Origin of the sequence: Desulforhopalus singaporensis, assembly GCF_900104445.1 — a bacterium.
Lineage (GTDB): Bacteria > Desulfobacterota > Desulfobulbia > Desulfobulbales > Desulfocapsaceae > Desulforhopalus_A > Desulforhopalus_A singaporensis.
Window position 1 is genome coordinate 1 of the sequence record NZ_FNJI01000045.1, and the last position, 23,241, is coordinate 23,241.

Here is a 23,241-nt window from a genome sequence, read left to right on the forward strand (position 1 = left end):
TGGGTGCCTTTGAAATCCCCAAATGACGGAGCTTGCCTAAGCAACAGGCGAGCCCGCCGCAAATTTCACGGAGAGAATCGGCATGGGCCATATGGCAGAACAGCATGGAGACAAGTTGGGTCCAGCAGGTAAATCCTTTCGAACAGCGCTCTGCTTTGTGCTTGGCAACAAGCTGCGCAAACTCTGTTCTTGGAAAATGCTGAAGAAGTTGACTAAACAAACTGGAACCTTTTATCATGGACTAACCCTCTTCGTTGATTGTGGCTCTGTTTTTATTGGCGTAAAAACTTTATACCACATCTAACAAGAGGGTTTTCCTGTTTAAATGCTATTTGGGACAAGAGTGACATTTAAATAAAATTTATATTTTCAATATATTTATGCCTAAGCCTAACTTTGATATAATTTTTGAGATTCTTAATGATCTTAAAGTTTCAATTTTTGCTTTTGAAATTCACAAAATTCTTACATGTCAGCCGATAATTTTTTCAAATAAATATTTTTCAGAATTGTTGTCATACTCTAAAGATGAACTTGCAAAAATTTCGTTTGACAAATTAGTGTTCGAAAATAGCGGTAGAATTAAATCAGAATTAAAGAGCAAGATATTAAAGAATGAAAAATTAAGCACCAATATTTATCTTATTACTAAAGAAAATAAAAAAATACTTGTTAATCTTAATGCTCATATTCTGCACCTAGGCGATTATTATTTAATAATTAGTGTAGTACGAGAATATCCTAAAATACAAGAAAATCTTTGCAGCCATTATAAAAATTACGAAAACTTAAAAAAACTATACAACAAAAAAGAAACGGAATTAAAAAACGCAAAAATTTCTGCAGAAGTTTCTAAAAATGAGCTAAAGAAGCGGGAAGAAATTTTTAGATTTATTACTGAAAATATGCCTCAAATGGTTTGGACTACATCAAAAGATGGGGCAGTTGATTATTTTAGTAATCAATGGGCAAACTACTCAGGATTGCCATTGTCAGATTTGTTAGGATGGGGCTGGACGCAATTGGTTCATCCTGATGATTTAAAAAAAACGTTGAAAATTTGGGAAACTGCTCGTCGTAACAAAAAACAATATAACGTCCAATACAGGTTAAAGTCATATGTAAATAATTCTTATAGTTGGCACATAGCAAGAGGTGCTCCACAATTAGACCATAACGGAAAAATAGAAAAATGGATAGGCACTTGCACAGAAATACAGGAGCTCGTTGATATTCAAAATAAATTAAAAGATATCGCTAAAAATCTTGAAGAATCAAATTCAAAACTTGAAATTTCAAAAAAGCAATTAAAAAGTGCTAAAGATGCTGCTGAAAAAGCTAATAATGCTAAAAGTGAATTTTTATCAAATATAAGTCATGAGCTAAGAACTCCTCTTAATTCTGTGATTGGATATGCTGAGTTGTTGCAGCGTGGTAACAATCTCTCTGAAGATCAGCTTAATTATATAAATATTATTAATAAAAATGGTAAGCATCTTTTAACATTAATAAACGATGTGCTTGAAATGAGTAAAATTGAAGCTGGGTTTAACACTATAAATAAAGAAAAAATTAATTTAAACGTTTTTCTTGAAAGCATTAAAAATATATTTAAGGAACGGGCAAATAGTAAAAACATTGAATTAATTTTTCACTATGATGGCAGTACTCCTGCTTATTTGTACACTGACGGTGTAAAGTTGAGACAAATTTTAATTAATATTTTAGGTAATGCTATTAACTTTACCGAAAGTGGTTCAGTAACACTAACTGTAAGTTCAACTAGTTGCTCATTAACTAAATCATTGAAAGAAGATTTTTGTAAAGTTTTATTCGAAATAGTTGATACTGGAATCGGAATTCCAAATGAATCTATAAATTCTATATGTGAACCTTTTTTTCAAGTAAATAGAGATAATTCTAACCAAGGAACTGGGTTAGGTTTAGCAATTAGTAAAAACTATATTGAATTAATGCAAGGTAAACTATTCGTTAAGAGCAATTTAAATAAAGGAACTAAATTTTCATTTTATATTATTACTCAATTTTTCTTGAAAGAATTTAATGGAAAATCAGACCAATATGATGCTCATTTGATACTTGATCAAAAGCATATTTTTTCAAAAAGTTTAGTTGTTGATGACAATTTTGATAATCGAAAGTTATTATGTAATATTTTAATGAATATTGGCTTTGATGTTAAAGAGGGATCCAACGGGTCTGAAGCTATACAAATTAACAATGAATGGCAACCCGATATAATTTGGATGGACATAAAGATGCCAATAATAGACGGTTTTTCAGCAACAAAATCAATAAAATCATACAAAACTGGAAAAAAACCTACTATTATTGCTGTCACTTCCCATGCATTTTCCGAAGAAAATAATGCTATCTTGGAATCCGGCTTCGATGACTTAATAATCAAACCATATGTTGAAAATCAAATATTTCAAATGGTCTCAAAACACTTAAATATTAAACTTAAATATAAATTAAGAAACGATATAAAAATCAAAAAACAAGATAATATTGCATATAGAAATACCTTAATTGCAAAAAATGAGTTGGAAAAATTACCTTATGATTTAATAAAAAAATTGAAAAAATATTCAATACAATGTGATTTGAAAAATATACAAAATTTGATAGAAAGTATAAGCGGGTATGACAAAGAGCTAGGTAGAAAAATTATAACTATATGTGATGACTTTAGGTTTGACAAGTTGGTAATTGCGTGTACTGAGTCACTATCTTGAAAGTAGTTCTAAGGTTTGCCCCCCCCAGCGTCAGGGAAGTTGCCGCATGAACTAAAACCCATTATAAGAGGGGGCAGGAGGTTCATGCATGAAGTATTCAACAGAACGAAAAGAGGAGGTGTTGAGGAAGATGATGCCACCGCACAACAAATCGATCAGCCAGTTGGCCAAAGAGGAAGGCATAAGCGAACCAACCTTATACAACTGGCGTAACGAAGCCCGCCGCCAAGGGGTCCTCATGCCAGACGGAGACTGCAGTTCTGCAGGTTGGACGGCCAGAGACAAATTTGCAGCAGTTCTGGAAAGCGCCTCCTTGAACGAAGAGGAAGCCGCTGAATACTGCAGACGAAAAGGCATTTATCCCGAGCAGCTCACAGCGTGGCGCAAGGCCTGTGAGGCGGCCAATGACTGGGACAATCAAGCCAGCATTAAACTGAAATCGGAGCAGAAGACCAACCGCAAGCGCATCAAGGATCTGGAAAGGGAACTCCAGCGCAAAGAAAAGGCTCTTGCTGAAGCTGCCGCGTTACTGGTGCTGCAAAAAAAGGTGCAGGCGATCTGGGAGGACCCCGAGGACGAATGATCAGCACCCCTGATCGCCGTAGAATTGTTGCGTTGATAAATACTGCTCGCCAAAATGGTTCCCGTTTGACACCGGCTTGCCAGGTGGCAAGAATTGACCCGCGCACGTACCAGCGCTGGATCAAGAATGGCAGAGTGCAGTCTGACAAGCGGCCACTGGTTGCACGGCCGGCGCCGGCAAACAAATTGACACCGGAAGAACGGCAAAGTGTCTTGGAAACCTGCCATAAGCCGGCATACGCCAGTATGGCACCAGGACAGATAGTTCGCCGACTCGCTGATGAGGGGTTCTACCTTGCATCAGAATCTAGCTTTTACCGCATTCTCCATGAGGCAGATGAGCAACATCACCGTGGCCGGAATGCAAAGCCACGGCGCCGCCATCCGCCGCAAGGTTATTGTGCGACAGGCCCCAATCAGGTGTGGAGTTGGGATATCACCTGGCTATCGTCTCCGATCCGAGGAATGTTTTACTATCTGTATATGATCGTTGACATATTCAGTCGCAAAATAGTTGGCTGGGAAGTTCATCCGGTTGAGAGTGCAGAATTTGGAGCAAAGCTCTTGCACAAGGCGATCCTTGCCGAGGGTTGCCTGCTGAAACCGCCAGTGCTGCATGCGGACAACGGGGGCCCGCAAAAAGGTTTTACTATGAAAGCCAAGCTGGAGGCCCTCGGTGTCACGCCGTCCTACAGTCGGCCGCGGGTCAGCAATGACAATCCTTTTTCGGAGTCGTTGTTTCGTGCCTGTAAATACCGTCCTGAGTATCCAGCCCATGGCTTTGACAGCATTGAAACTGCGAGGAAATGGGTCAGGAAGTTCGTGATGTGGTACAACGAGGAGCATCTCCACAGTGCGATTCGCTTTGTGACCCCGGGTCAGCGGCATCGTGGTGAAGATGCAAACATCCTGGCGAACCGCCACAAGGTGTATCGGCAGGCACAGCAGAAACAGCCCAATCGGTGGAGCGGAAAAAGTCGCAACTGGCAACCGCTTCAGGAGGTGTGGCTCAACTGCCCACACGAGACTGAAACTAACGTAGATCAAATTCTGAAGACCGCGTGATTATGCGATCGTTGTCAAAGAACAGATGAAAATCATCTTATAGTGTTCAATAGACGGAAGCATTGGTACTGTCTAGGGCGCGGAGCGTTCATCTTGCCCCTTGACAGTACCAATGCTGGAGGCTACAGCCAAACCGAATCAGTGGAAAATGCCTCCCGGTTATAGGTTCTTGATAGAGTAAATGCGGCAACTATCCTGAAAAATAGCGTGTGAATGTTGCGTTGATAAGTATGTTCTGTTGCACCGCTTCGAATAACTTTACGGACTGGATTCCTAGACAACCCACGCTTACGAATGATCGCTTTTATCCCAAGCCCTTCTGCAAAATGTAAACGACGTATTTTCCCTATAGTCTCCACTACTAACATCCTCCATGTCCTCCGTGATAGTTTCATCACGGACGGGGTAACATAGAGGGGTCAATTTTCGACGCTGTTTTTCTCGAAAAGGGGTCATTATTGCACGCTGATTAACATCCTGGTTATACAATTCCCTGAAACTGCTCGTTGATGAACATGATTCTGGTAATTTCCAGACGTATGGAAAACTGTCCCTCAGCCATAAAACCGAACTGCTGCCTATCGAAGGCAAGTAGCTAAAAGAAAAAGAGCTGATTATCGAAGTTTCAAAAAATAATTATTCCGTACGTAAACTGAAGGAACACAAAAAGAATCTGAAACAGAACACAAAGGACATTCCTGATTCAGATGACTGAACCGGAAGAGTAGGCACTCAGGAGTGGTTTGAATTGTTATTCTAATCGGATGCGAGGGCACAGACGGAAGGCCGAAGCGTCCACAAGCTACGCAGTTGGTTTATCAGTATGAAATTATAGCTGTTTCGATTCAAGCAAGTAGTTTCTCCGTTATTATTGAATAAAAATTCTTGACATGACATATGACGGCTGTGATATGTTACATGTGTAACACAGAACACAGAATTTAAAATCCTGCATGTGACATACAGTGCGCGAAGCACAAGACGTGCGACACGTAGTACATATGAACGGGGGCGCTATGAGGTTGAGTGAATTAACCAAGCCGGATTCTTTGACAAAAATAGCCTATGACGCCATCTATGGATGCATTTTGTCCGGTCAGCTGACGGTGGATGTGGTGTACAAAGAGAAGAATATTGCAGAAAACCTCGGCATTTCTAGAACCCCGGTGCGTGAAGCCTTGCTTGGTTTGTCATCTCAAGGGTTGATCACTCTATTGCCTCGTAAGGGTTTGGTGGTCAACAAATTTACCAGGCAGGGTGTTGAGGAAGTTTTTGAACTACGGGAAGCCATTGAAGTGGCAACGATTAAAAAGATCTGCCAGAACAATGCGTTATCGGATTTCTCGCACCTAGGGCATTGTCTCAGGCAACACAAGGAAAGTCTAAATTCTTACTCTGATTTGATAAGCTTCATGAATTTTGACCGAGAATTTCATGTAGCGCTATGTCAGCTCGCTGGAAATGGTCTGATTGTCGATATCATGAGTAGCATTAGAGACAAGATTCATCTCATAGGGATGCAGGCCTTATCAATGGAGGGCCGGATGTATGACGTTATACAGGAGCATGAAAAAATTGTTGAGGCATTAATCGCTGGGAGGGAAGCGGAAGCTGTAGAGTTAGTGACGTATCACCTCAAATGCAGCGAAAGCTCAGTAAAAAACCAAATGTCGAAAGAGGAGTGACCATGGCAAAGCCTGAAATTGAGTTCACGGATTATGATACTGAATACGAATGGAGAAATGTTGAGGGCGATACACAAGGAATAAAGGAAAAGATACTCAGCTACGATCCGGATACTGGAGACTATACCCGCATGCTGAAGTTTCCTCCAGGTCTCGTTACCACTGAAACCCTGGTGCATGATTTTTGGGAAGAAGTGTTGTTGGTAGAGGGTTCCCTTGAGGATATTGCCAAGAAGGAAACATATCTTCCTGGATACTATGCCTGCCGCCCGCCGGGAATGATACATGGGCCTTACAGCATTCCCAATGGTTGTGTGACCTTCGAAATACGCTACTACAAAAAATAACGCTGGGTATAAGCATATGGAATTAACATTTACTGTTGAAAGTAAAGATGGGACACGGCCCTTATCCTTTACTTGTAATAGAGTTGTCAATGCCGGATTCACCGGTAAAAACCAAGAAGAGGTTCGACAATCTCTTCAGGAGCTGGCTGCCAAAGGGATTACTGTTCCAAGTTGACATAAACATAAGGGTATCCAACAAAGAAAAGCGGCGCAAAACCGCTCTGCTCCTCTCCCCCCCCCCGAGGAGAGGATCAGGGCCCACAGGAGCTGGGGGAAGCAAACTTGAAAACAGAAAGTGGTGGTCCTGAAAGCGGGACCACTTAGGGATAAACAATAGACGAGAGGGCGTCCAGTCTGCTCAAAGCAATTAAACAACAGAAAAAGGAGGGATAAAGAAAGAACAATTTTACAACTGTCAAAAATGCACGTTTCGACTGCAATGCAGAAAAGATTGATACCGTTAGCGTTGGTGCCAATATAAAAATTATAAATGAGAGGATCTGTAATGCTATTGCTTCAATACATCGTTAGCGGGGTTGCAACAGGTTGTTTCCTCATTCTTGCTACAATCGGATTTTCGCTGACCCGTCACGTCGAGGGCTTTTTGAATATTGCCCATGCCCAGCTTCTTGGCGTTTCGGCTTTCAGTACCTGGTGGATAAATGTGGTCTTAGGCTGGCCTTTGATTCCATCCGCTATTATCGGCATCTTTTGTGCCGCATTGATCGGGCTGGTGATCGGACGTGTTGTATACGAACCCATCCGTTCGGCCGGTCCGGCGATATTATTGATTTCATCGGTCGGCGTTGCGCACATTCTGGGCGGACTGATTGACACGGCCATTGGGACAGGGATCCGAACGCTGAACATCGACATCGCGACTAGTTACCGCTTTTGGGGTATCCGGATTACCGATCACCAGCTGCTCGTTGTTGCCCTTGCAGTAATCGCCAGTGCGTCTTTGTCACTCTTTCTAGCAAAATCCCGGACAGGCCTGGCAATCAGAGCAATGGCCGTTAACCCCTCGCTGGCAGCCAGCCGGGGTGTTGATGTGAAACGGACTTCACGGGCAACCTGGCTGTTATCCTCTTCCCTGGCTGGATTGGCAGGGGTGGTTTTAGCCATCATCGCAACGCTTTCCACAGAAATCGCGTTTGAACAGATCCTCCAAATACTTGCGGTCGCCATTCTTGCAGGATTGGGGTCTCTTTTTACGGTGATCTGGTCAGGGTTGATCATCGGGATTGCCATGGATGCTTCTGTTTTCTGGATCCCCGCCGGGTATCGCCCTCTGATAGCGTTTGGGGTTGTCATCATTGTCCTAGTGTTTCGACCTGACGGTCTTTCCGGAAGGAGGTCATCATGAATTGGTTACAGGTTATCCTTACAGTTGTTACGATCGGCAGTATCTTTTCTGTAGTTACCCTTGCGCTCAATCTGCAGTATGCCAGAGGGGGGATGATTAATTTTGGTGTCGTTGCCTATTTCGCTGCCGGAGCTTACATCTACGCAATCTTTACGCACCCCGCGCCGGAAGGCCTGGATCAATATATTATAGGTCTCGACTGGCCCTGGTGGGCCGGGTTCATTGCTGCCGGCATCGCATCGCTACTCTTTGCGGTGTTAACCGGATGGCCGACGTTGCGTCTGAGGGGAGAATACCTCGCAGTAACAACATTTGCTTTTGCAGAGGTCCTTTATTCTTTCCTGCTTAACGAACGGCGTATTGGAAACGGCGCGGTGGGACTCTCAAATATCGAGCGGCCGATAAGGGACTGGGGGACGATTGATGAAAAATATATTTTTGCAATCGTTGCAGTGGCACTGATGTTTCTTACTGCTTGGATTTTCAGAAAATTACTGAATTCGCCGTATGGAAGAGCCCTTGATGCAATCAGAGATGATGAGGGGGCGGCGCAGGCGATTGGGAAGTCTGCAAAACGCATGCGGTTGCAGGTCTTCTTGCTTTCTGCCATTCCGATTGGCTTTGCCGGAGCACTTTATGCGATGTATATGACCCTTGTTTCTCCTCGTTTATTTACCGCCGAAGTCTCCTTCATCGTCTGGATCGCACTGGTACTGGGCGGTGAACGCACAATATGGGGGGCTATGGCCGGAACTTTCGGACTCATATTGCTAGAAGAAGTCATCACTTCATTACCGTTCGAATCCGTTTCGGCAGCGCAGAACGCAGCCGCGATGAACCACGTGGTGACCGGCCTTCTTTTCATTGCCGTGCTCCGCTGGCAACCGTTTGAGTGGATATCAAAAAAACTGGAGAAGAAATGAAGAAACTTTTGCAAGTGAGTAATGTGACCAAACAATTCGGCGGCCTGCGCGCAATAGGTGGATACAACGGGTTGAGTTTTGATGTGGATCCCGGATCTTTTACCGGATTGATAGGTCCGAATGGATCCGGCAAATCGACCATATTCAATCTTCTTTCCGGATTTCTAAAACCAAATTCCGGTTCGATTGTTTTTGATGGCAACGATATCACAACTGCCCCGCCGGAAGCCATATCTGAGCGGGGGCTGGCCCGGACTTTCCAGACACCCCGCACTTTCAGTTCCCTTACGGTTATCGACAATGTTATTGTCGGCGCCGACAACCCCGGGGAGCGGCTTCGATTTTCATGGACAGGTAAATGGCGGAACCAAGAAGCTGAACTAAAGCATGAAGCTGTAGAAATCTTTGGTCGTGTCGGCCTATCTCACCGTGTCAATGATCGGGTTGGCGATCTTTCCGGCGGCGAATTGAGGATGCTGGAGGTTGCCAGGCAAATGATACGTAAACCGAAACTCATACTGCTGGATGAACCGACAGCCGGAGTCGATCCGAAACTGCAGCAGAACCTTGCGGACCTTCTGATTGCAATCCATCGCAAAGGTACCACCATAATAGTTGTCGAACATAATCTTCATTTCCTGCTCGACCTGGTTGACAATCTATTGGTTATCAACAGAGGCGAACTGCTTGCCAAAGGATCGCCGGAAGAAATCCGGTCAAATCCAGAGGTTGTTTCAGCTTATCTGGGAGGACAAGATGCTGCTCAAAGTTACAAAAATTAAATCAGGCTATGGTAAAGTTTCTATTCTCCACGGTGTCGATTTCAATGTCCTGCCGGGACAGATCATTACTGTGCTTGGCCCGAACGGAGCAGGCAAATCCACCTTGATGAAGGCTATTGCAGGCCAGTTGCCAGTATCTTCAGGTACAATTGAATTCAGTGGAACCCTTACAAACGGGCTGTCAGCCCAGGAGGTAAACAAGCTTGGTATCGGCTATGTGCCACAGGAACAAAATGTTTTTGCAGAGCTGACTGTAATGGAGAATATGAAAGTTGCCGCAATGCCGTTTAAGGATGCTGGATCAAGAGTTGATCGAGTGATGGACCACTTTCCTATTCTGAAAGAAAGAGCCGCCCAGATGGCATCGACCCTATCCGGAGGTGAACGTCAGACCCTGGCCATCAGTGCGGCTCTGGTCGCAGAACCCAAAGTGCTGCTTCTAGATGAGCCCACTGCCGGGCTGGCCCCGATTTTTGTTGATCGAATTATTGAATGGATAACTGAGCTGGCATCAGAAGGGATGGCAGTGGTCTGGGTAGTGGAGCAAGACCCCGAAAAAATACTGACTGTTTCGCAGATGACCTGTTTTATTGAAGGCGGTAGAAGTACGGCATGGCTTGAGAGCGAGATTCTTCTCGAGCCGGGCCGGTTACAACAAATGCTGCTGGAAGATAAAAAATGCAGCAAATAAACCAAATTTCAATTTAGCAAAGGAGGAGCAAAAAAATGACTATTGCTTTAAAAGCTGAAACAAAAAAGTATCAGAGATTCTTTAAAACAATGGGCTTCTGCCTTGGGATTTTTGCAATGACACTGGTAAGCACTATGATCCTTCCAATGAGATCGGCCCACGCAGAAAAACAGGTCACCGTGGGAGTGCTTGTTCCGCTGACTGGCGAGCTTGGAGAATTCGGGACAGTTGTCGCAAGATCAATTGAACTCGGAGTGAAACAGATCAATACAGCAGGCGGAACTACCTGCGGAAAAATCCGTTTGGTCACAAGAGACACCCATGGTAATCCAGAACGCGGCATACGGGAGGCTACCAAAATGATTGAATCCGAAGGTGCAGTTGCTGTTATAGGACCAGAATCGGGTGTTATGGTGGCGCTGGTTGATCTGGCCAAACGCAAGAAAACAGTCATTATGTCACCCTATGCCGGCACGATTACATTGAATAAACTTGGCGGTGACTTTGTCTACCGGACAGTATCATCCGACCTTGGCGATGGTGATGCATCCGGAATGTGGCTTACGGAAAAGGGGTACAAAAAAGTGGCATTCCTCGTGCAAAATGAGGAATCAACTATTTCACCCGCTCAAGTGGCTAAAAAAATTGTTGAGAAATCAGGGATGAAACTTACCGATTTTGTCATCTTTAATCCTGGCCAGCCTTCTTATCAGGCCGAACTGATTTCCGTACTGGCACATAATCCGGATGCAATTTACCTGGCAGGCGGCCAGCAGTCTGGTGTTACAGTAATCAAGGAAGCAACTTCAGGCGGATTTGCCGGTGAGTGGTTATTCACAGCCGACCTCGCAGTCCCTGAAGTATTTGACAATGTCGGAGCCGAACACATTAATGGTCGTGCATATGTTGAATTTGCCGATGCAGACCGGTCTCTTCCGGAATTCAAGGCGTTTGAAAAACTCTATAGAGAAGAAGAGGGGAAAGAGCCTGGGCCTTTCGCTTCAAATTCTTTTGACATGATCAACCTAGTCGCCCTGGCAATTGAGGCCAGCGGCCAGTGCAGCGGCAGTGGCATCAACTCTGCAATCAGAGACGTGGCCGACGGGGGCAGCGTCGTGACAACTTTTGCCGAAGGCAAAGCAGCACTCGCCAAGGGAATGAATATTAACTTTGAAGGCGCCTCCGGGCCACTGAAATTTGACAAGAGCGGAGGTGTATCCGGGGCATATTCTATCCAGGCTGCGAAAAACGGGAAATGGGCCAACGAGAAATTCTACCCGGCAAGTGTTTTTAAAAATTAAATTTAAAACCCAGCCAGATTGGTTTTCAACCTTACCGGTCTGGCCGGATCATGGATTTATGCAGCAGTTCAAGTAAGCTGTTACGCGGCAATAAATTAATAATTAATAAGCAATAGCTTCATCATCGAAGCCAATCCAGCCACTGTTCCAGAATCCACTGTCTCTCCTCGTCTATCATGATGGAGATAGCAGCAGTTCTATCCATCAACCACAGCAAGGAGGAGACAATGGAAAAGTACTACTGGTTCAAGACCGTATGGCATTCGAAGATAAAGTTGGCCCGACAAATTTGAACAAGCCACTAAGTGGAAAATCTGCTACCAATGAATACCTTTCTGTCCAAGGCTTAACAAGGAGCAGAGCATGGCAAAGAGAAAGAGACGGAACGATTCAGCGAACTTCAAGGCAAAGATGGGCCTTACAGCATTGGCTGGAAAAAAGACTTTGTCTGAATTGGCCGAGCATTACGAGGTGCACCCCCAACCAGATCACGACTTGGAAGAGGCAGCTTGTTGAATAAACAGCCACGGTTTTCATTAACGGGACAGGTAGTGAGCCGGCCGTCGACCTGAAGGTTCTAAATGCTAAGATCGGTCAACCGACTCTGGAGAATGATTTATTAGAAGGTGCGCTCAGCAAGGTGGGATTGCTGAGCGCAAAGCGATGATCTATCGTAGCCATGACCTTGCAATCATCCAGCAGACAAAGCCGCTTGGGATATAAGCCGTGGCAGTGTGTATTACCAGCCTCGACCGATCAGGGAGGATGGTCTGGTGCTTGTACGCCGAATCGACCAACTCCATCTGGAGCACCCGTTCATGGGCACACGCATGCTTCGTGACCAACTTGTTCGAGAAGATAGAGCTGTAGGCCGCACTCATGTCGGCACATTGATGAAACGAATGGGAATCGAGGCCTTCTCGCGAAAGCCTAAGACGAGCAAGAAACACCCCGGCCACGCCGTCTATCCTTTACCTGCTGTGCGGCCTGAACATCCACAAGGCGAATTAGGTATGGGCCATTGATACGACCTATATTCCAATGGCTAAGGGTTTTGTTTATTTGACAGGGGTTGTTTGACTGGGCCAGTCGGAAAGTGCTGGCAGCGAAGGTTGCCATTACCCTGGAGGCTTGCTGTGCCTTAGATGTTCTCAATGAAGCATTCGCGCACCATGAGACTCCTGAGATCATCAACACCGATCAGGGCAGTCAGTTTACTGCGCTTGAGTTTGTCGAAACCGTTAAAAGCCAGGGGGGGCGAGTCAGCATGGATGGTAGAAGCGCGTGGCGAGACAACATTTTTGTTGAACGCCTCTGGAGAACGTGAAGTATGAGCAGGTGTACCTGCATGCATATGACTCAGTTTCTGAGGCACGCAGATCGATTATGAGATATTTTGACTGGTACAACCGATGTCGACCGCATTCAGGTCTTAACAGACAGACACCGGACGAGGCCTATTACGAAAAGTTGCCAGCCATGGACTTGGCGGTGTAAATCCTGGCAGCTTTTCCACTTAAAAAAAATGAAAAAACTATTCAAATGATCTGAGCCACCTCTGTGGCGAACTGGACGAATTATGACCTGGATGGTCAGAAAATTCAACATGCAACAAATATGTTGAATGTTGAATTTCGTTGTGGTTCAAGTGGTAAAACTCAGAAAAAGATGAATAGAAAATTTTGGGCTGGAAATCAGTGCAAACTTCTGGTAAGAAGAGTCTGAATCAGAAGCGGCGTTATACATGGCGTTATACAGCGCAACCACAAAAGCCGCAACAGCAGTGAAAGCGGGATTAACTCAGTGGTAGAGTGTCAGCTTCCCAAGCTGAAGGTCGCGAGTTCGAATCTCGTATCCCGCTCCAATTATATCAGGCACTTATCGATTATTTTCGGTAGGTGCCTTTTTTATTCCCAACTATATTCCCAACAGCTGGAGAGATTTTTTTCTAGCTACAGATTCCTGTCGGATGCAGAATGGGCTGGTTAATGGTGCCAGGGTAGGTGCCTTCAATAGATGATGAATATAATCCATCCTCTATACTGGAGGGGCTCTATCGTTCGGAAAATGTCGGCGATATAGATGTGCAATTAGATAATGCAGGTCAAGAAATAGTAGCTTTTATGTATGAATGTAGTTCGAGAATCCAGCTTTCGCTGGGCAGATCATCCCACAAATACCATTGAATCCAATCATCAATTATTCCAAGAGCACCATCTGAGAGACGATAACCGACTTTCTCGCAAGCTTGGTTAGAGAAACCAATAGGCTGAATTTGATCAAATCGAAGAATTGATTCTTTGGGACCTTTTCCAGAATTAGGAAGGCTATCTACCATAAATTGCTTAAACTCTGCATGCCTAACAGCATCAACAAAACGAGGGTTATATCCTGCTCTTGATCCGTCTTTATCGACTCCATAATATGGGGCAACAAGCAAAGTTGGTGCAGTGCTGTTACGCGGCATATCCTTACGCAATTTTTTTAAAACTTCGTCACCAGGCTCAGCTATAACTATGCATGGTCTTATTTTTGCTCGGTAGGCTGACCACCATTCACCTTTGTGCAATGTCATTGCTGCAACGGGTAGATTTGATCTGCGTCCAATGGGGGCCCCAACTCGCATCGCTTGAACATCCAGCACCCCCATATTATGAGAGTCCGCTATTGGACGACCACTTGGCTTAACTCCAAATGGAAATTGGTCAACATGAGGGATGAATGCAGAGACGAGATCTCCTCGTTGAATATCATTACCGGGTGACTCTTCCCACCAAGTAATAGCTAGTTCAGATAGTAAACTTTGGATTGAGTCGAGAGGATAAGAGTTAGACATTTCTCACTCTAGGGTCCCATACTGATTCGTCAAAATGCGCTTCAAACTGACCCGATTTAATGCCATCACCAGCCAAACTATCAAGCCATTCAAGTCCATTCTTAATTTCCTCTGTTGACAAAGAAACCTTGGGACGCGCTGTCGGCCGGCGCACTCTCGCCCGTGGTGGCGAGTTTTTTCTCCTTTCAGCTAGATTCCTGGCATATTCAACCATTTTCTTCTTCTTTCTGGCAGAAAGCCTTTCCATAAATGGTGTGTAATCTTCCTCTACAGTCTTGGGTTGCGCAGCTGATGAGAAATCTAAATATGCGTTGGGTTGAGTTGCGAGCATTGGAGCAGATCGGTAGACATGTTCTAGAAGGCTAGGGGTGTCATTGCTGAATTTACGTACAGAACTTCTAATGCTAAATGAAATTACTGGAGGTAAGGAATCTTCGATATCTTTCATCAGACTGTCGTCTGTATGGGCTGTATACCTTTTCCAATCATCTTTTCCATAATCAGAGTGGAACGAGTGAACCTCTGTGCCAATTTGGGCTAAAGCAGGGTCAATGTGGTGGAAAACTTCAGCAGACATTGGGCCAAAATGATAGAACTGCCAACGAACCCCTGTATACGTTTCACCGTCATTTGCTACGGCATAGGCTAGGTCCGCAAGGTAGACGTACTTGATCAGATGGATAGGTCCTAGAGACCGATCTTGGTAGTCATCTTGTTCAGCGGCAACGAGAGCGGTGAACTGAAGGATTCTATTAATGAGATTAAGATCTGCCATAAGGAAATAATAATCATTTTTGAGAGGTGTTCTCAAAATTGTAAAAGTCCCTTCATAACATAGAAGCTCTTCTGTTACACTAATTATCAGTCTTTGGGCATTAAATCTTAAGTAAAAAATGGATAGCTGATCAAACTAGGTTCTTCTGTCACATTTTTCTTGAGGGTTTTTCGCGAGCTCAACATGTCTCTAATTACAAAATCACAAAACTGACTTTACTTTAACTTAACGTGAATTTTTTCTTTACATGCTGGGCTCGACAACTTAAACGATACTTCGCTATCGACAAAAACAGCGCCAGGAGCGAATCCAGTTTAGGCATTCTGCTGTATCATACTGCGAAGGATCGCCTTTACCTTTGCCTTTTTTGTAGACTGGCATTCCTGCTCTAACATATGAATCTATTGTGGTTTTTGCGATGCCGAAACAATGGGACAATTCGGTGCGATTTAACAATAATCCTTTAGGATGTACTTTGTTTTCCATCATCATATCCTTTTAAGTAGTAGTTTTTATAGTTGTTGCCTTAGAAATTTTTTGTAACTAGAGACAGCTTGCGCTCGCGAAAAACCCTCAATAAATATCGGCCAGAAGGACCCGTGAATAATTCTTCAGGCCACGGACAGGTGCAGACGACTCCTGTCCGTTGTATAAGGCCGTCAGGCGGCGCCCGGTTGCATAGGCCGTCACCGCCAGCATGGTGTAAGGGAACAGGTCACTACATGCCAGCCTGCAGTTTTCTGTCCTGGCTGACCATGCCTTACTATCCGCTCAGCCATAAGCGGCCACCAGTTTTCTGGGCATGGTACGGGTGAACCATGTCGGCAACCGGATGAAAAGGTGGAAAAACCCCGGCGGCCAAGTTGCCGATAACTACCGCCTATCCCTGATTAAAGCATCAGGGCATCTTTATGAAACAGTCAAAGCGCTGAACGCTTCAGGATGTCTTACTGCAATATCGACGTCCATGAATGCAATGATACGGAGACCGCCGCTGGTGCCAAGCGTCGTATTATCTACAATCACATCGAGCCCAGACCACATACCTATAACCAATTGGCTCCAGTCCCCGAATATCACCTTGCTCGAAAGTTGGTTACTGACAAGCAACTTATGGCCAAGCAGTCTTGAAAACTCACCTGATGCGGGAATCTCATCAAGCAACATCCTGCTGTCTGTGGAGTCTACTACCGGGGTTTGACAAAGAGTGCCGCATGTTCCGCTATCCATTGCAAATCCGAGCGAACCACGTAGAGCGTTGTTGTCTGCCAGGTCTTGAACAAGTTCAATCATCTTTGCCAGGCTGACTGCACCACTTGCCACACTGCCGACACCAGTAGTGTTCAAGACACCGCGCGGTTCACCTGATGCACCTGCACCGGAAAGCGAGGCCAGGTCAATGGCAATACCAATCTGTCTGGCAAGATCCGCCCTGATAAAATTTTCAATGTCGATAGATGACTGCAGCAACATTCTCCTGGTAATATCCACATATCCGCCGACAGTATGCGGTGTCATGCGGATCTGTCCGAGAGTAGGGGTGCTTTCGGTTAAATCCGCGCCCTCATTGACCCAGTAAGCAGTGGAACTGCCGGTCTGTTTTGGTACTGTCACGTCACCGGTAAGCCCTGGCAACACCTTTGCACCCATCTTTATGGCAACCGTTTCATTTGCCAGCAGATCGATAAAGGAGTTTGAATTTAGGTTTTCTGCTACCAGATACCCACCAGCAGTGCCAACGTTGGTTGACAGATCACGTGTTGAGATATTGCCAATGTCGACAAGCATCCCGCGCCTGTTGTTGCGCCCGGGTTGCTTTTTTGCGAGTTCTGCATGGATGTTGCGCGCCCTGTCGGCCTCACGACTTTTATGAAGTTCGTTAATTTGAGCAAAAACAGCATCAGTGATCGGGGTTCCTCTTGATCCAGAATTACCGGAAAATGACCGTGTTTGGTTGCGATTAACCTCGTCGATTTCCTCAGACGTCCACCCTACAGCCAAAGGCCCTGCATCTTCTCTCTGGGAAAGGATTGCAATTACTTGTTTTCTAAACTCAGCCAACGTCTTTCCGTTTTCAACTGCTGCGATTGACTCTCTTTCAAGCCCGTGCATTTTACCGATTGCGAGAATATCGATAATTTCACTGTGTTTTACTGCCTTATCTTGGTTTCCCATGTTAGTTACCTCATAATTGACCACTGTCTTGTGGTTGTTCTCATCGTTTGCCCTGCCGATACCAACGGTGATATCTGCAGGCTCAGTCACGGACGCGACGTGCAGCAGGGTCCATCGATTGACGAGATATTCCTTCTCGTCGGTTGTCCGATCTTCATTGACGAGTTGCATCTCGTCGATCGTGTAGCCGATGGAAATTTCAGTGCGAATACCTGCTTTAATGTCGCGGTAGATTTCTTCAGCAAACTGTGAGTTTCCAATCTTGATGGTTGCACTTGCCCTGTGTCCATCAGAGGTAACGCTCAACACTTTACCAATGAGTTTCGTTGTGTCATGGTCAGCAAGAAAGGGACAAGCCCCTGCTGCGACCCGCTCAAGATTCATTACACCCGGCCCATGGGAGAGAATCTCGCGACCAAACCAACGACTGTACGGAACATCGCTCGAAATGGAGCAGGTGATCAGCCTACCATCATCCTTCGCCTGTGCCGCAGACAAGGACGCCTTTCGATAGAGTATTCCAGTTTCAATAGTTTTCTGTGATTTCATGAATCACCTTTATGTTAAGCGGGCAGCCAATCCGCCCGCTGTAGGGACTGCTGTCCCGGCACCTGGAGTGAGTGCCGGGAGTGTGTTTTGGTTATTGGTTCTGGCAGCATCCATTTATTTGTTCGAGGTTGTTGCCATGAATATTCACAGGAGCGTCTTTCTTTTTATGTGCAAATTCCTTTTTGCGCTGTTGATAGAGATAATCGGACACTATCTCTAACTGTTTTTTTATCTGGCAAACCATGTTGCCGGCTCCTGAGAGTGATTCGGCGTTATGCTCCCACTCATTCTGTATCAACCCGAGGAGAAGAAAATGCAGATTTGATTTGCCGTCTAAAATCGCTGACTCTGCTTCAAAAAAATCAATTTCCTTCTTGGTTTCCTGTTCCATGACTACCTCCTTTTGATATTGCGGTTAATTCCGCTTGCGGCCATTCTCCCGCAGCCTTGTTCTGAACCGGAATGACCATTTTGTATTGTCTCGATCTTCCATGCTTGTTATTCTGTAGTTGTATTTTTTTCCTCTCCTGAGTCAGTCGGGCCATATACCGGCTGGCTCTTTTTTTAATCAACCGCGCCCTATACTTCCGTGGTATTTTTGCTAAATCTGGTCGATGAAATCTGCTCCATTACCCATTTGCAGTAGCGCGGCTCAAAACGACTGATTTTCCTTGCTATGATTTTTTATTGCTGATACGGTTTATTCAGCTCCTTCAATCGAGCGTTTCTCATCCAAGAGTCCGCTGGAAACGGGCCGGCGGGCTCTTACTTTTTTCAGCAGGACCAACTTTCCTGACACTCAGTCCTAACTAATCTGCCCTTGCGAATATGCCGTAGTTCTTCAGCAAGTCATGTGCGGATAATGTCACGGTGTACGCTTGCAAATTCTGCCACCTGGTCGATGTCTAGCTATGTCATTACACTCATCTCTAAACTTCTGGGGATTCTTTGCATGTGCGAAATAATCTGCACATTTTTGACTGAAAGTGATTGTCGCATTCACATCGGCGGTAATATCACTTACCAGGCAAGCGAGGCCGGATATTGACCAGTCGTCTAATTCTTCTGCTCCGTAAACAAGTGCATGTTTGAGAAGTGCAAGTTTTGCATCGAGGTTGAATCCAATAAAGTGAAAGTCATGATTTTCACCAGCCGCTATTGCTTCTTTTTTAAGTCTTGTGATTTCTTCCATTTCCTTATCTCCGTTTCTTCTTTTAGCGGTTGACGATTTCAAAGAGCGTCTCGATTTGCTGAAGGGCTGCGGCTTTTGTGGTAGAAGTCCAGCCCTCTTCTCTTTCGTTCTGTATGGCGCCGACCATATGGTTGAACGCGTCCATAAAGTCGTCACTGATTGTTTCCAGCTCTCTCATGTATTCCCTGGTGCTGTTCACCTCCCTTTTTTGCGGCTGTTTTGATTTCTCTTCTGTATGTTGTGGCGGTCCGCCACAGTCTTTTGATTTATCTTTTTTCTTGCCGGTTAATCGTCTGACCTTTGCAACCATTGAATCTTCTGTCATATCATCGAGAACAGGATCGTCAGTTGGTAAATGTGCTTTGGCTGTTTCGATGAAGGCGCGAATGGCTCCACGCTCGGACTCGCCATACTTCTCCTGGTAGTCCCGAACAAATTCGACCATTCCAATCTCGCAAATTGATATGCAGGAACCGTCTTTGTCTGTTTTGACGGCTGCGGGCTTCGCTGAACATCCTGGACAGGCCTTTCTCTTCTCGATGTACGCCCGGACCGCCGTAAGCTCAAAGCCGCAATATCGACATTGCACAGTGTAATAGATGCGGTTGTACTGCCGCTTACGGCCCTCCACCTTGTTTTCCGTGCTTACCACGTCCCAGACTAGGCGGTTATCATTTGAGATGATTGTCTCCGCTGTTTGAGCCGCCCGCGATTCTCTCTCTTTTTCTGTCATGTTTTTCATGGTTAAAAGCCCCTGTATATGGCTTACATGTATACACCCTCAAAAGTGGACCCATACGCTGTGGCGCTGAAAATTGTAAGTTCCTGTATTTGTGTGACTCGGTTTTTTAACATGGGTTTCACTCTGGAACCCTAAACTCACCATTTAGGGTCAGGTTATGAGGGTGTGTATGGGTCCGGTTATGAGGGTTGAAATTATTTTCCACTGTATTCCTGGCCGCTGCCTTTCCCTTTTGCTTTTGTCTTACAACTGTTCCGGGTTGCCACCACTTCCAATCGTCTGTGAGACCGTAAATGGTTTTATCTTTCTGGTATCCCCCACCTTGACGGACTATTTCGATAAAACCTTTTTCCATAAGGTCTTTTATCCCTCTTGGTATGCTGGCTCTTGAAAGGCCACGCGGTTTTCCGAAAGCATCATTTCCAAACAGGTTTTCCAACTCTAAGTAGGTAAGAGTGATATTTTTTTGGTTTAACACTTCGCGCTTTTTGCTCATGTCACGCTTACCAAGGAACAGAAGTAATAGTCCCTTTGCTGTACCTGATAGCGCCCAAAAAGCCTCTGATGTGTATATTTCCCGCGTCACCCATGTGCCTGGTAGTGCCTTCTTTTTTCCGCTCACGTTTGACTGTTACCGTCTATTAGTTAAAGGTGATTTTGCTTGCTTCCATGAAGTAAACAACATCTTCTAAACGGTAGCGGACCGATCGTCCTATTTTGCAATAGGGAATACCTCTACGATTGCAACGATCGTTCCTGAGCGTTTGCTCCGCTCTGCCGGTCATGTGTGCGACTTCTTTTTCTGACAGCCACATTGGTTTTTTCATTGTTGGCTCCTATCTGGTATAAAAAAAAATCCCTGTAAAAATTGACCAACATTGATCAACTTACAGGGACAGTATATGGAGCTTGGCTAGAGAAGTACCGACTAGATAAGGTGTATAGATTATTTAGTCGAGTGAGTGAATAAATGTCATGGAGTGATGTCTAATTTTGCGATGTTTCGATATTCTTTGTCGCGTATATTCTTCGCTGCTTTTTTCCAATTGTTATATTGTTTTCTCGCAGAGTAATCAGGATATTCGTTTGAAATATGGGGAAACAAAATTTGATGAACGTCGTTGAAATCGGCATTTTGGTCTATTGAATCTAATATTTGCAAATACTCTCTCCATGATTCTGACCTGTTCCTAGACTTATTGTTTATTCCCCAAGATTTCAAGATCTTCTGTTGTTTTTTTGCAACATCTTCCAGAGCTTTAATTTGTTCGGGTATGGATTTTTCAAGATTAATTTCGACCAATAATGCTCTTGGGTTAGCTCGAACCTGTTGAGAAATTCTGGACCCTTTTAAGCATGCTTGTTTATGAATGAGTTCTTCTTTGGAGTAATCAATATCTTTATGATATTTATGGGCTTCATAATAGTAAAAATCGCTGGTTGGATGTTTCTTGTAAAAACAATCATGAAAATACAATGGGGAAGATCCGAGAAATATCGGTTTTTCTTCTTCATAGGAATGTTCAGGGTCAGCTGGCATATTTTTGCCAGATTTGACAAGATATTTTCTAATCATCATTTGATCAATCACCTGGCAACATTTTACATAGTGCTTCTGTTCATCAAAAGATAACGGACCTGGTCTATTAACTAAATCAAAGAATCCCATTGAGCTAACTAGCTCTTTCATCTCGTAGAAATCTTTTTGATATTCTTTATTTCTTCTAAGAAATTCCCATGCCCATTTGTTTAAGGGGGTAATTTCTGGTGAAGGATATGCTTTCTTATCGTCCCATTTGGGCAACCAATTACAGCAAGATTTCATTGCGAATGCTCCCATTCGATACTCGACAAAAAACCGGGCAGGCTGTTGAGTAGACAGCTTTTCGGGAGCGACCCTAGCCCGGTAACGGTCGTTTTTTATGCTACATTCTTTTTCCCTGTTACCTTCATTGCATCATTTAAAATATTTTCAACCTCGTCAGCGGCCCGGCGTAATGCTTCGTCTCTATGGTGTGCATATCGCTGCGTCATTTGCGGTGATTTATGCGTCATGAGCTTTTGAAGGGTATACATGTCAACCTTACCCGAACTGGCCAGCATGGTGGCGTAAACGTGCCTTAAACCATGAAATGGACGGAAGTCTGCCGGAAGTCCTGCAGCCTCTTTTATTTTCCTCGCATCCTTTGAAATATCTTTCCTGGGACCGCCTCCGCGGGCCGGGAAGATATACTCACTTTCTTGAGGCTCGATTGATTCCAGTAATTCACGAGCATTGTTGTTTAACGGTATTTTTTGGCTCTTGCCGCCTTTGGGTTCCTGGATGTGAATAAATCCTCTGTGAAAGTCGATATCATCCCATTTCAGTTTGAATATTTCCCCCCGGCGCATACCTGAAAATAGAGCCAGCTTCATCATATTGGCCGCTGCTATCCGGTGCGTAGTTTCTAATACCACAAGAAGCTGTTCAAGCTGTTCCGGGGAAAGATCCTCTGTTTTTATATTATCAACAGAGGGAAGGGTGATTTTGAAGGGGAGGGGGGTAACTAGGCCCTGATCAACACCGTAATTGATGATCCGGCGCAGTAGTGCCAGGACATGCTTTACCGTCTGTGGTGATCGTTTTTTCAAAAGGTTTATTCGTAGTCTGTCTGTGTCTAATTTGACAAGTTGGGCCGGTTCTTTGGAGCCAAAGGAATCTTTGAGGTGTACAGACCAAAAAGATTGATCGGTTTTGTTTACACCTCCTGGACGCTGCTCCTTGTACTGCTCCCATAATTTTTCTATCGTCCAGGGATTCTTTTTGCTCTCTTGTCTCTTTTCTGTATTAGTTTGTTGTTTCCCTTCGATCCGCAGGGCTCGAACCCCAGCCGCCCTTGCTGGTGTCATGTCATCTTGGAATTGGCGACCCGCTTTTTCTTCTATGAGCTTGCCGTTTTTCCTGTACATGATATAGAAAATCTTTTCGACTCGTTTTCTGTCGGCGGATTTTCCCTCTATGTAATACACACCTGGATAGTTCGTTTTTACTCTTTTCTTTGATGGCATTGTTGTTTCTCTTCGTTTTGCTCCCAACACTATTCCCAACAAAATGTTGGGAAAAACAAGAATAAGCTAGTATGAAGAAGTACAGTGACAATATTATAAGCCATTGTTTATGGGATAAAAAGAGAAAAGAAGGTAAAGTAAGGTAAAACGCAATATTTAGCTTCCCAAGCTGAAGGTCGCGAGTTCGAATCTCGTATCCCGCTCCATAAATTGTAGTAGTCACGACTTGATCTGACAAATACCAATTTTGACAGGTTTTTTGTCAGGTCAAATTCAGTTCAGCTGTTTATCCTTCCACAATTTTTTTCCATCTTCAAGAGTTTCTATTGGCGTTCTTCCACAGCACATCTTTCCCTGGTGTGTCCTCTCCCAATTATAGAGTAATAACCAGTCATCCAGGTCTACTTGAAGATCTTCAAGATC

At 44.5% G+C, this 23,241-nt stretch carries 20 protein-coding genes, 1 tRNA gene and 3 pseudogenes; 11 read left to right on the top strand and 13 right to left on the bottom strand.

The annotated features are described in order from the left end of the window. The coding region (locus BLQ17_RS19690) for a DUF4372 domain-containing protein (RefSeq protein ID WP_143005526.1) at nucleotides 1–238 on the bottom strand (238 nt) is incomplete at its 3' end. A gap of 142 nt (nucleotides 239–380) precedes the next feature. Here BLQ17_RS19690 and BLQ17_RS19695 point away from each other — a divergent pair. Together BLQ17_RS19695 and BLQ17_RS19700 are read left to right on the top strand one after the other, a co-directional pair. After that, nucleotides 381–2,759: a hybrid sensor histidine kinase/response regulator gene (locus BLQ17_RS19695; protein ID WP_092225865.1), complete on the top strand. Its 2,379-nt coding sequence runs from the start codon at nucleotides 381–383 to the stop codon at nucleotides 2,757–2,759. An 88-nt stretch (nucleotides 2,760–2,847) separates the two neighbouring features. Beyond that, nucleotides 2,848–4,406, top strand: a protein-coding gene (locus BLQ17_RS19700; RefSeq protein ID WP_245695247.1) for an IS3 family transposase whose coding sequence is annotated in 2 segments (ribosomal slippage) — nucleotides 2,848–3,310 and nucleotides 3,310–4,406 — 1,560 coding nt in all. Because the reading frame shifts where the segments join, the coding sequence is not laid out codon by codon here. Between the two features lie 203 nt (nucleotides 4,407–4,609). Here the strand turns inward: BLQ17_RS19700 and BLQ17_RS23305 are convergent. Next, a pseudogene (locus BLQ17_RS23305) lies at nucleotides 4,610–4,774 on the bottom strand (IS21 family transposase); the annotation flags it as partial. A 648-nt stretch (nucleotides 4,775–5,422) separates the two neighbouring features. Here BLQ17_RS23305 and BLQ17_RS19705 point away from each other — a divergent pair. The 9 genes and pseudogenes from BLQ17_RS19705 to BLQ17_RS19750 all read left to right on the top strand — a co-directional run bounded on the left by BLQ17_RS19705 (nucleotide 5,423) and on the right by BLQ17_RS19750 (nucleotide 13,365). Beyond that, entirely contained in the window at nucleotides 5,423–6,091 is a 669-nt protein-coding gene (locus BLQ17_RS19705; protein ID WP_176761337.1) for a GntR family transcriptional regulator, read from the top strand. A gap of 2 nt (nucleotides 6,092–6,093) precedes the next feature. Beyond that, nucleotides 6,094–6,438: a cupin domain-containing protein gene (locus BLQ17_RS19710; RefSeq protein WP_092225867.1), complete on the top strand. Its 345-nt coding sequence runs from the start codon at nucleotides 6,094–6,096 to the stop codon at nucleotides 6,436–6,438. A 505-nt stretch (nucleotides 6,439–6,943) separates the two neighbouring features. Next, on the top strand, nucleotides 6,944–7,804 hold the full coding sequence (locus BLQ17_RS19720) for a branched-chain amino acid ABC transporter permease (protein ID WP_176761338.1): 861 nt from the start codon (nucleotides 6,944–6,946) through the stop codon (nucleotides 7,802–7,804). Next, nucleotides 7,801–8,727, top strand: a complete 927-nt coding sequence (locus BLQ17_RS19725) for a branched-chain amino acid ABC transporter permease (protein WP_092225870.1) — start codon at nucleotides 7,801–7,803, stop codon at nucleotides 8,725–8,727. The genes BLQ17_RS19720 and BLQ17_RS19725 overlap by 4 nt, the downstream gene beginning before the upstream one ends. Further along, nucleotides 8,724–9,509 carry an ABC transporter ATP-binding protein gene (locus tag BLQ17_RS19730; RefSeq protein WP_092225871.1) on the top strand — a complete coding sequence of 262 codons (786 nt, stop codon included), beginning with the start codon at nucleotides 8,724–8,726 and terminating at the stop codon, nucleotides 9,507–9,509. The genes BLQ17_RS19725 and BLQ17_RS19730 overlap by 4 nt, the downstream gene beginning before the upstream one ends. Next, on the top strand, nucleotides 9,484–10,200 hold the full coding sequence (locus BLQ17_RS19735; protein ID WP_092225872.1) for an ABC transporter ATP-binding protein: 717 nt from the start codon (nucleotides 9,484–9,486) through the stop codon (nucleotides 10,198–10,200). Before BLQ17_RS19730 ends, BLQ17_RS19735 begins: the two co-directional genes overlap by 26 nt. A 35-nt stretch (nucleotides 10,201–10,235) precedes the next feature. Next, nucleotides 10,236–11,501 (top strand): ABC transporter substrate-binding protein, encoded by a 1,266-nt coding sequence (locus BLQ17_RS19740; protein WP_092225873.1) that lies wholly within the window; start codon nucleotides 10,236–10,238, stop codon nucleotides 11,499–11,501. A 363-nt stretch (nucleotides 11,502–11,864) separates the two neighbouring features. Continuing rightward, nucleotides 11,865–12,998, top strand: a pseudogene (locus BLQ17_RS19745) (IS3 family transposase). Between the two features lie 292 nt (nucleotides 12,999–13,290). Beyond that, nucleotides 13,291–13,365 (top strand) — tRNA-Gly (locus BLQ17_RS19750). 240 nt (nucleotides 13,366–13,605) lie between these two features. Here the strand turns inward: BLQ17_RS19750 and BLQ17_RS19755 are convergent. From BLQ17_RS19755 to BLQ17_RS22370, 11 genes and pseudogenes are all read right to left on the bottom strand, one after another. After that, nucleotides 13,606–14,337, bottom strand: a complete 732-nt coding sequence (locus BLQ17_RS19755) for a hypothetical protein (protein ID WP_092225874.1) — start codon at nucleotides 14,335–14,337, stop codon at nucleotides 13,606–13,608. Beyond that, nucleotides 14,330–15,148, bottom strand: a complete 819-nt coding sequence (locus BLQ17_RS19760) for a hypothetical protein (protein ID WP_092225875.1) — start codon at nucleotides 15,146–15,148, stop codon at nucleotides 14,330–14,332. Before BLQ17_RS19760 ends, BLQ17_RS19755 begins: the two co-directional genes overlap by 8 nt. An 873-nt stretch (nucleotides 15,149–16,021) precedes the next feature. Continuing rightward, complete coding sequence (locus BLQ17_RS19770; RefSeq protein ID WP_092225877.1) at nucleotides 16,022–17,836, bottom strand: phage major capsid protein; 1,815 nt, start codon at nucleotides 17,834–17,836, stop codon at nucleotides 16,022–16,024. Nucleotides 17,837–17,927: 91 nt separating this feature from the next. Beyond that, the gene (locus tag BLQ17_RS19775; RefSeq protein WP_092225878.1) at nucleotides 17,928–18,227 is read right to left on the bottom strand and encodes a hypothetical protein; all 300 of its coding nucleotides are present in this window, start codon (nucleotides 18,225–18,227) and stop codon (nucleotides 17,928–17,930) included. Nucleotides 18,228–18,701: 474 nt separating this feature from the next. Next, on the bottom strand, nucleotides 18,702–19,028 hold the full coding sequence (locus BLQ17_RS19780) for a hypothetical protein (protein WP_092225879.1): 327 nt from the start codon (nucleotides 19,026–19,028) through the stop codon (nucleotides 18,702–18,704). A gap of 22 nt (nucleotides 19,029–19,050) precedes the next feature. After that, nucleotides 19,051–19,770 (bottom strand): hypothetical protein, encoded by a 720-nt coding sequence (locus BLQ17_RS19785; RefSeq protein ID WP_092225880.1) that lies wholly within the window; start codon nucleotides 19,768–19,770, stop codon nucleotides 19,051–19,053. A gap of 118 nt (nucleotides 19,771–19,888) precedes the next feature. After that, on the bottom strand, nucleotides 19,889–20,392 hold the full coding sequence (locus BLQ17_RS19790) for a hypothetical protein (protein WP_092225881.1): 504 nt from the start codon (nucleotides 20,390–20,392) through the stop codon (nucleotides 19,889–19,891). Nucleotides 20,393–20,411: 19 nt separating this feature from the next. Continuing rightward, nucleotides 20,412–20,597 carry a helix-turn-helix domain-containing protein gene (locus BLQ17_RS19795; protein ID WP_092225882.1) on the bottom strand — a complete coding sequence of 62 codons (186 nt, stop codon included), beginning with the start codon at nucleotides 20,595–20,597 and terminating at the stop codon, nucleotides 20,412–20,414. A 146-nt stretch (nucleotides 20,598–20,743) separates the two neighbouring features. Beyond that, complete coding sequence (locus BLQ17_RS22365; RefSeq protein WP_143005572.1) at nucleotides 20,744–21,610, bottom strand: transcriptional regulator domain-containing protein; 867 nt, start codon at nucleotides 21,608–21,610, stop codon at nucleotides 20,744–20,746. An 80-nt stretch (nucleotides 21,611–21,690) separates the two neighbouring features. After that, nucleotides 21,691–22,818, bottom strand: a complete 1,128-nt coding sequence (locus BLQ17_RS19810) for a tyrosine-type recombinase/integrase (protein ID WP_092225885.1) — start codon at nucleotides 22,816–22,818, stop codon at nucleotides 21,691–21,693. A 273-nt stretch (nucleotides 22,819–23,091) separates the two neighbouring features. Further along, a pseudogene (locus tag BLQ17_RS22370) lies at nucleotides 23,092–23,241 on the bottom strand (IS481 family transposase); the annotation flags it as partial.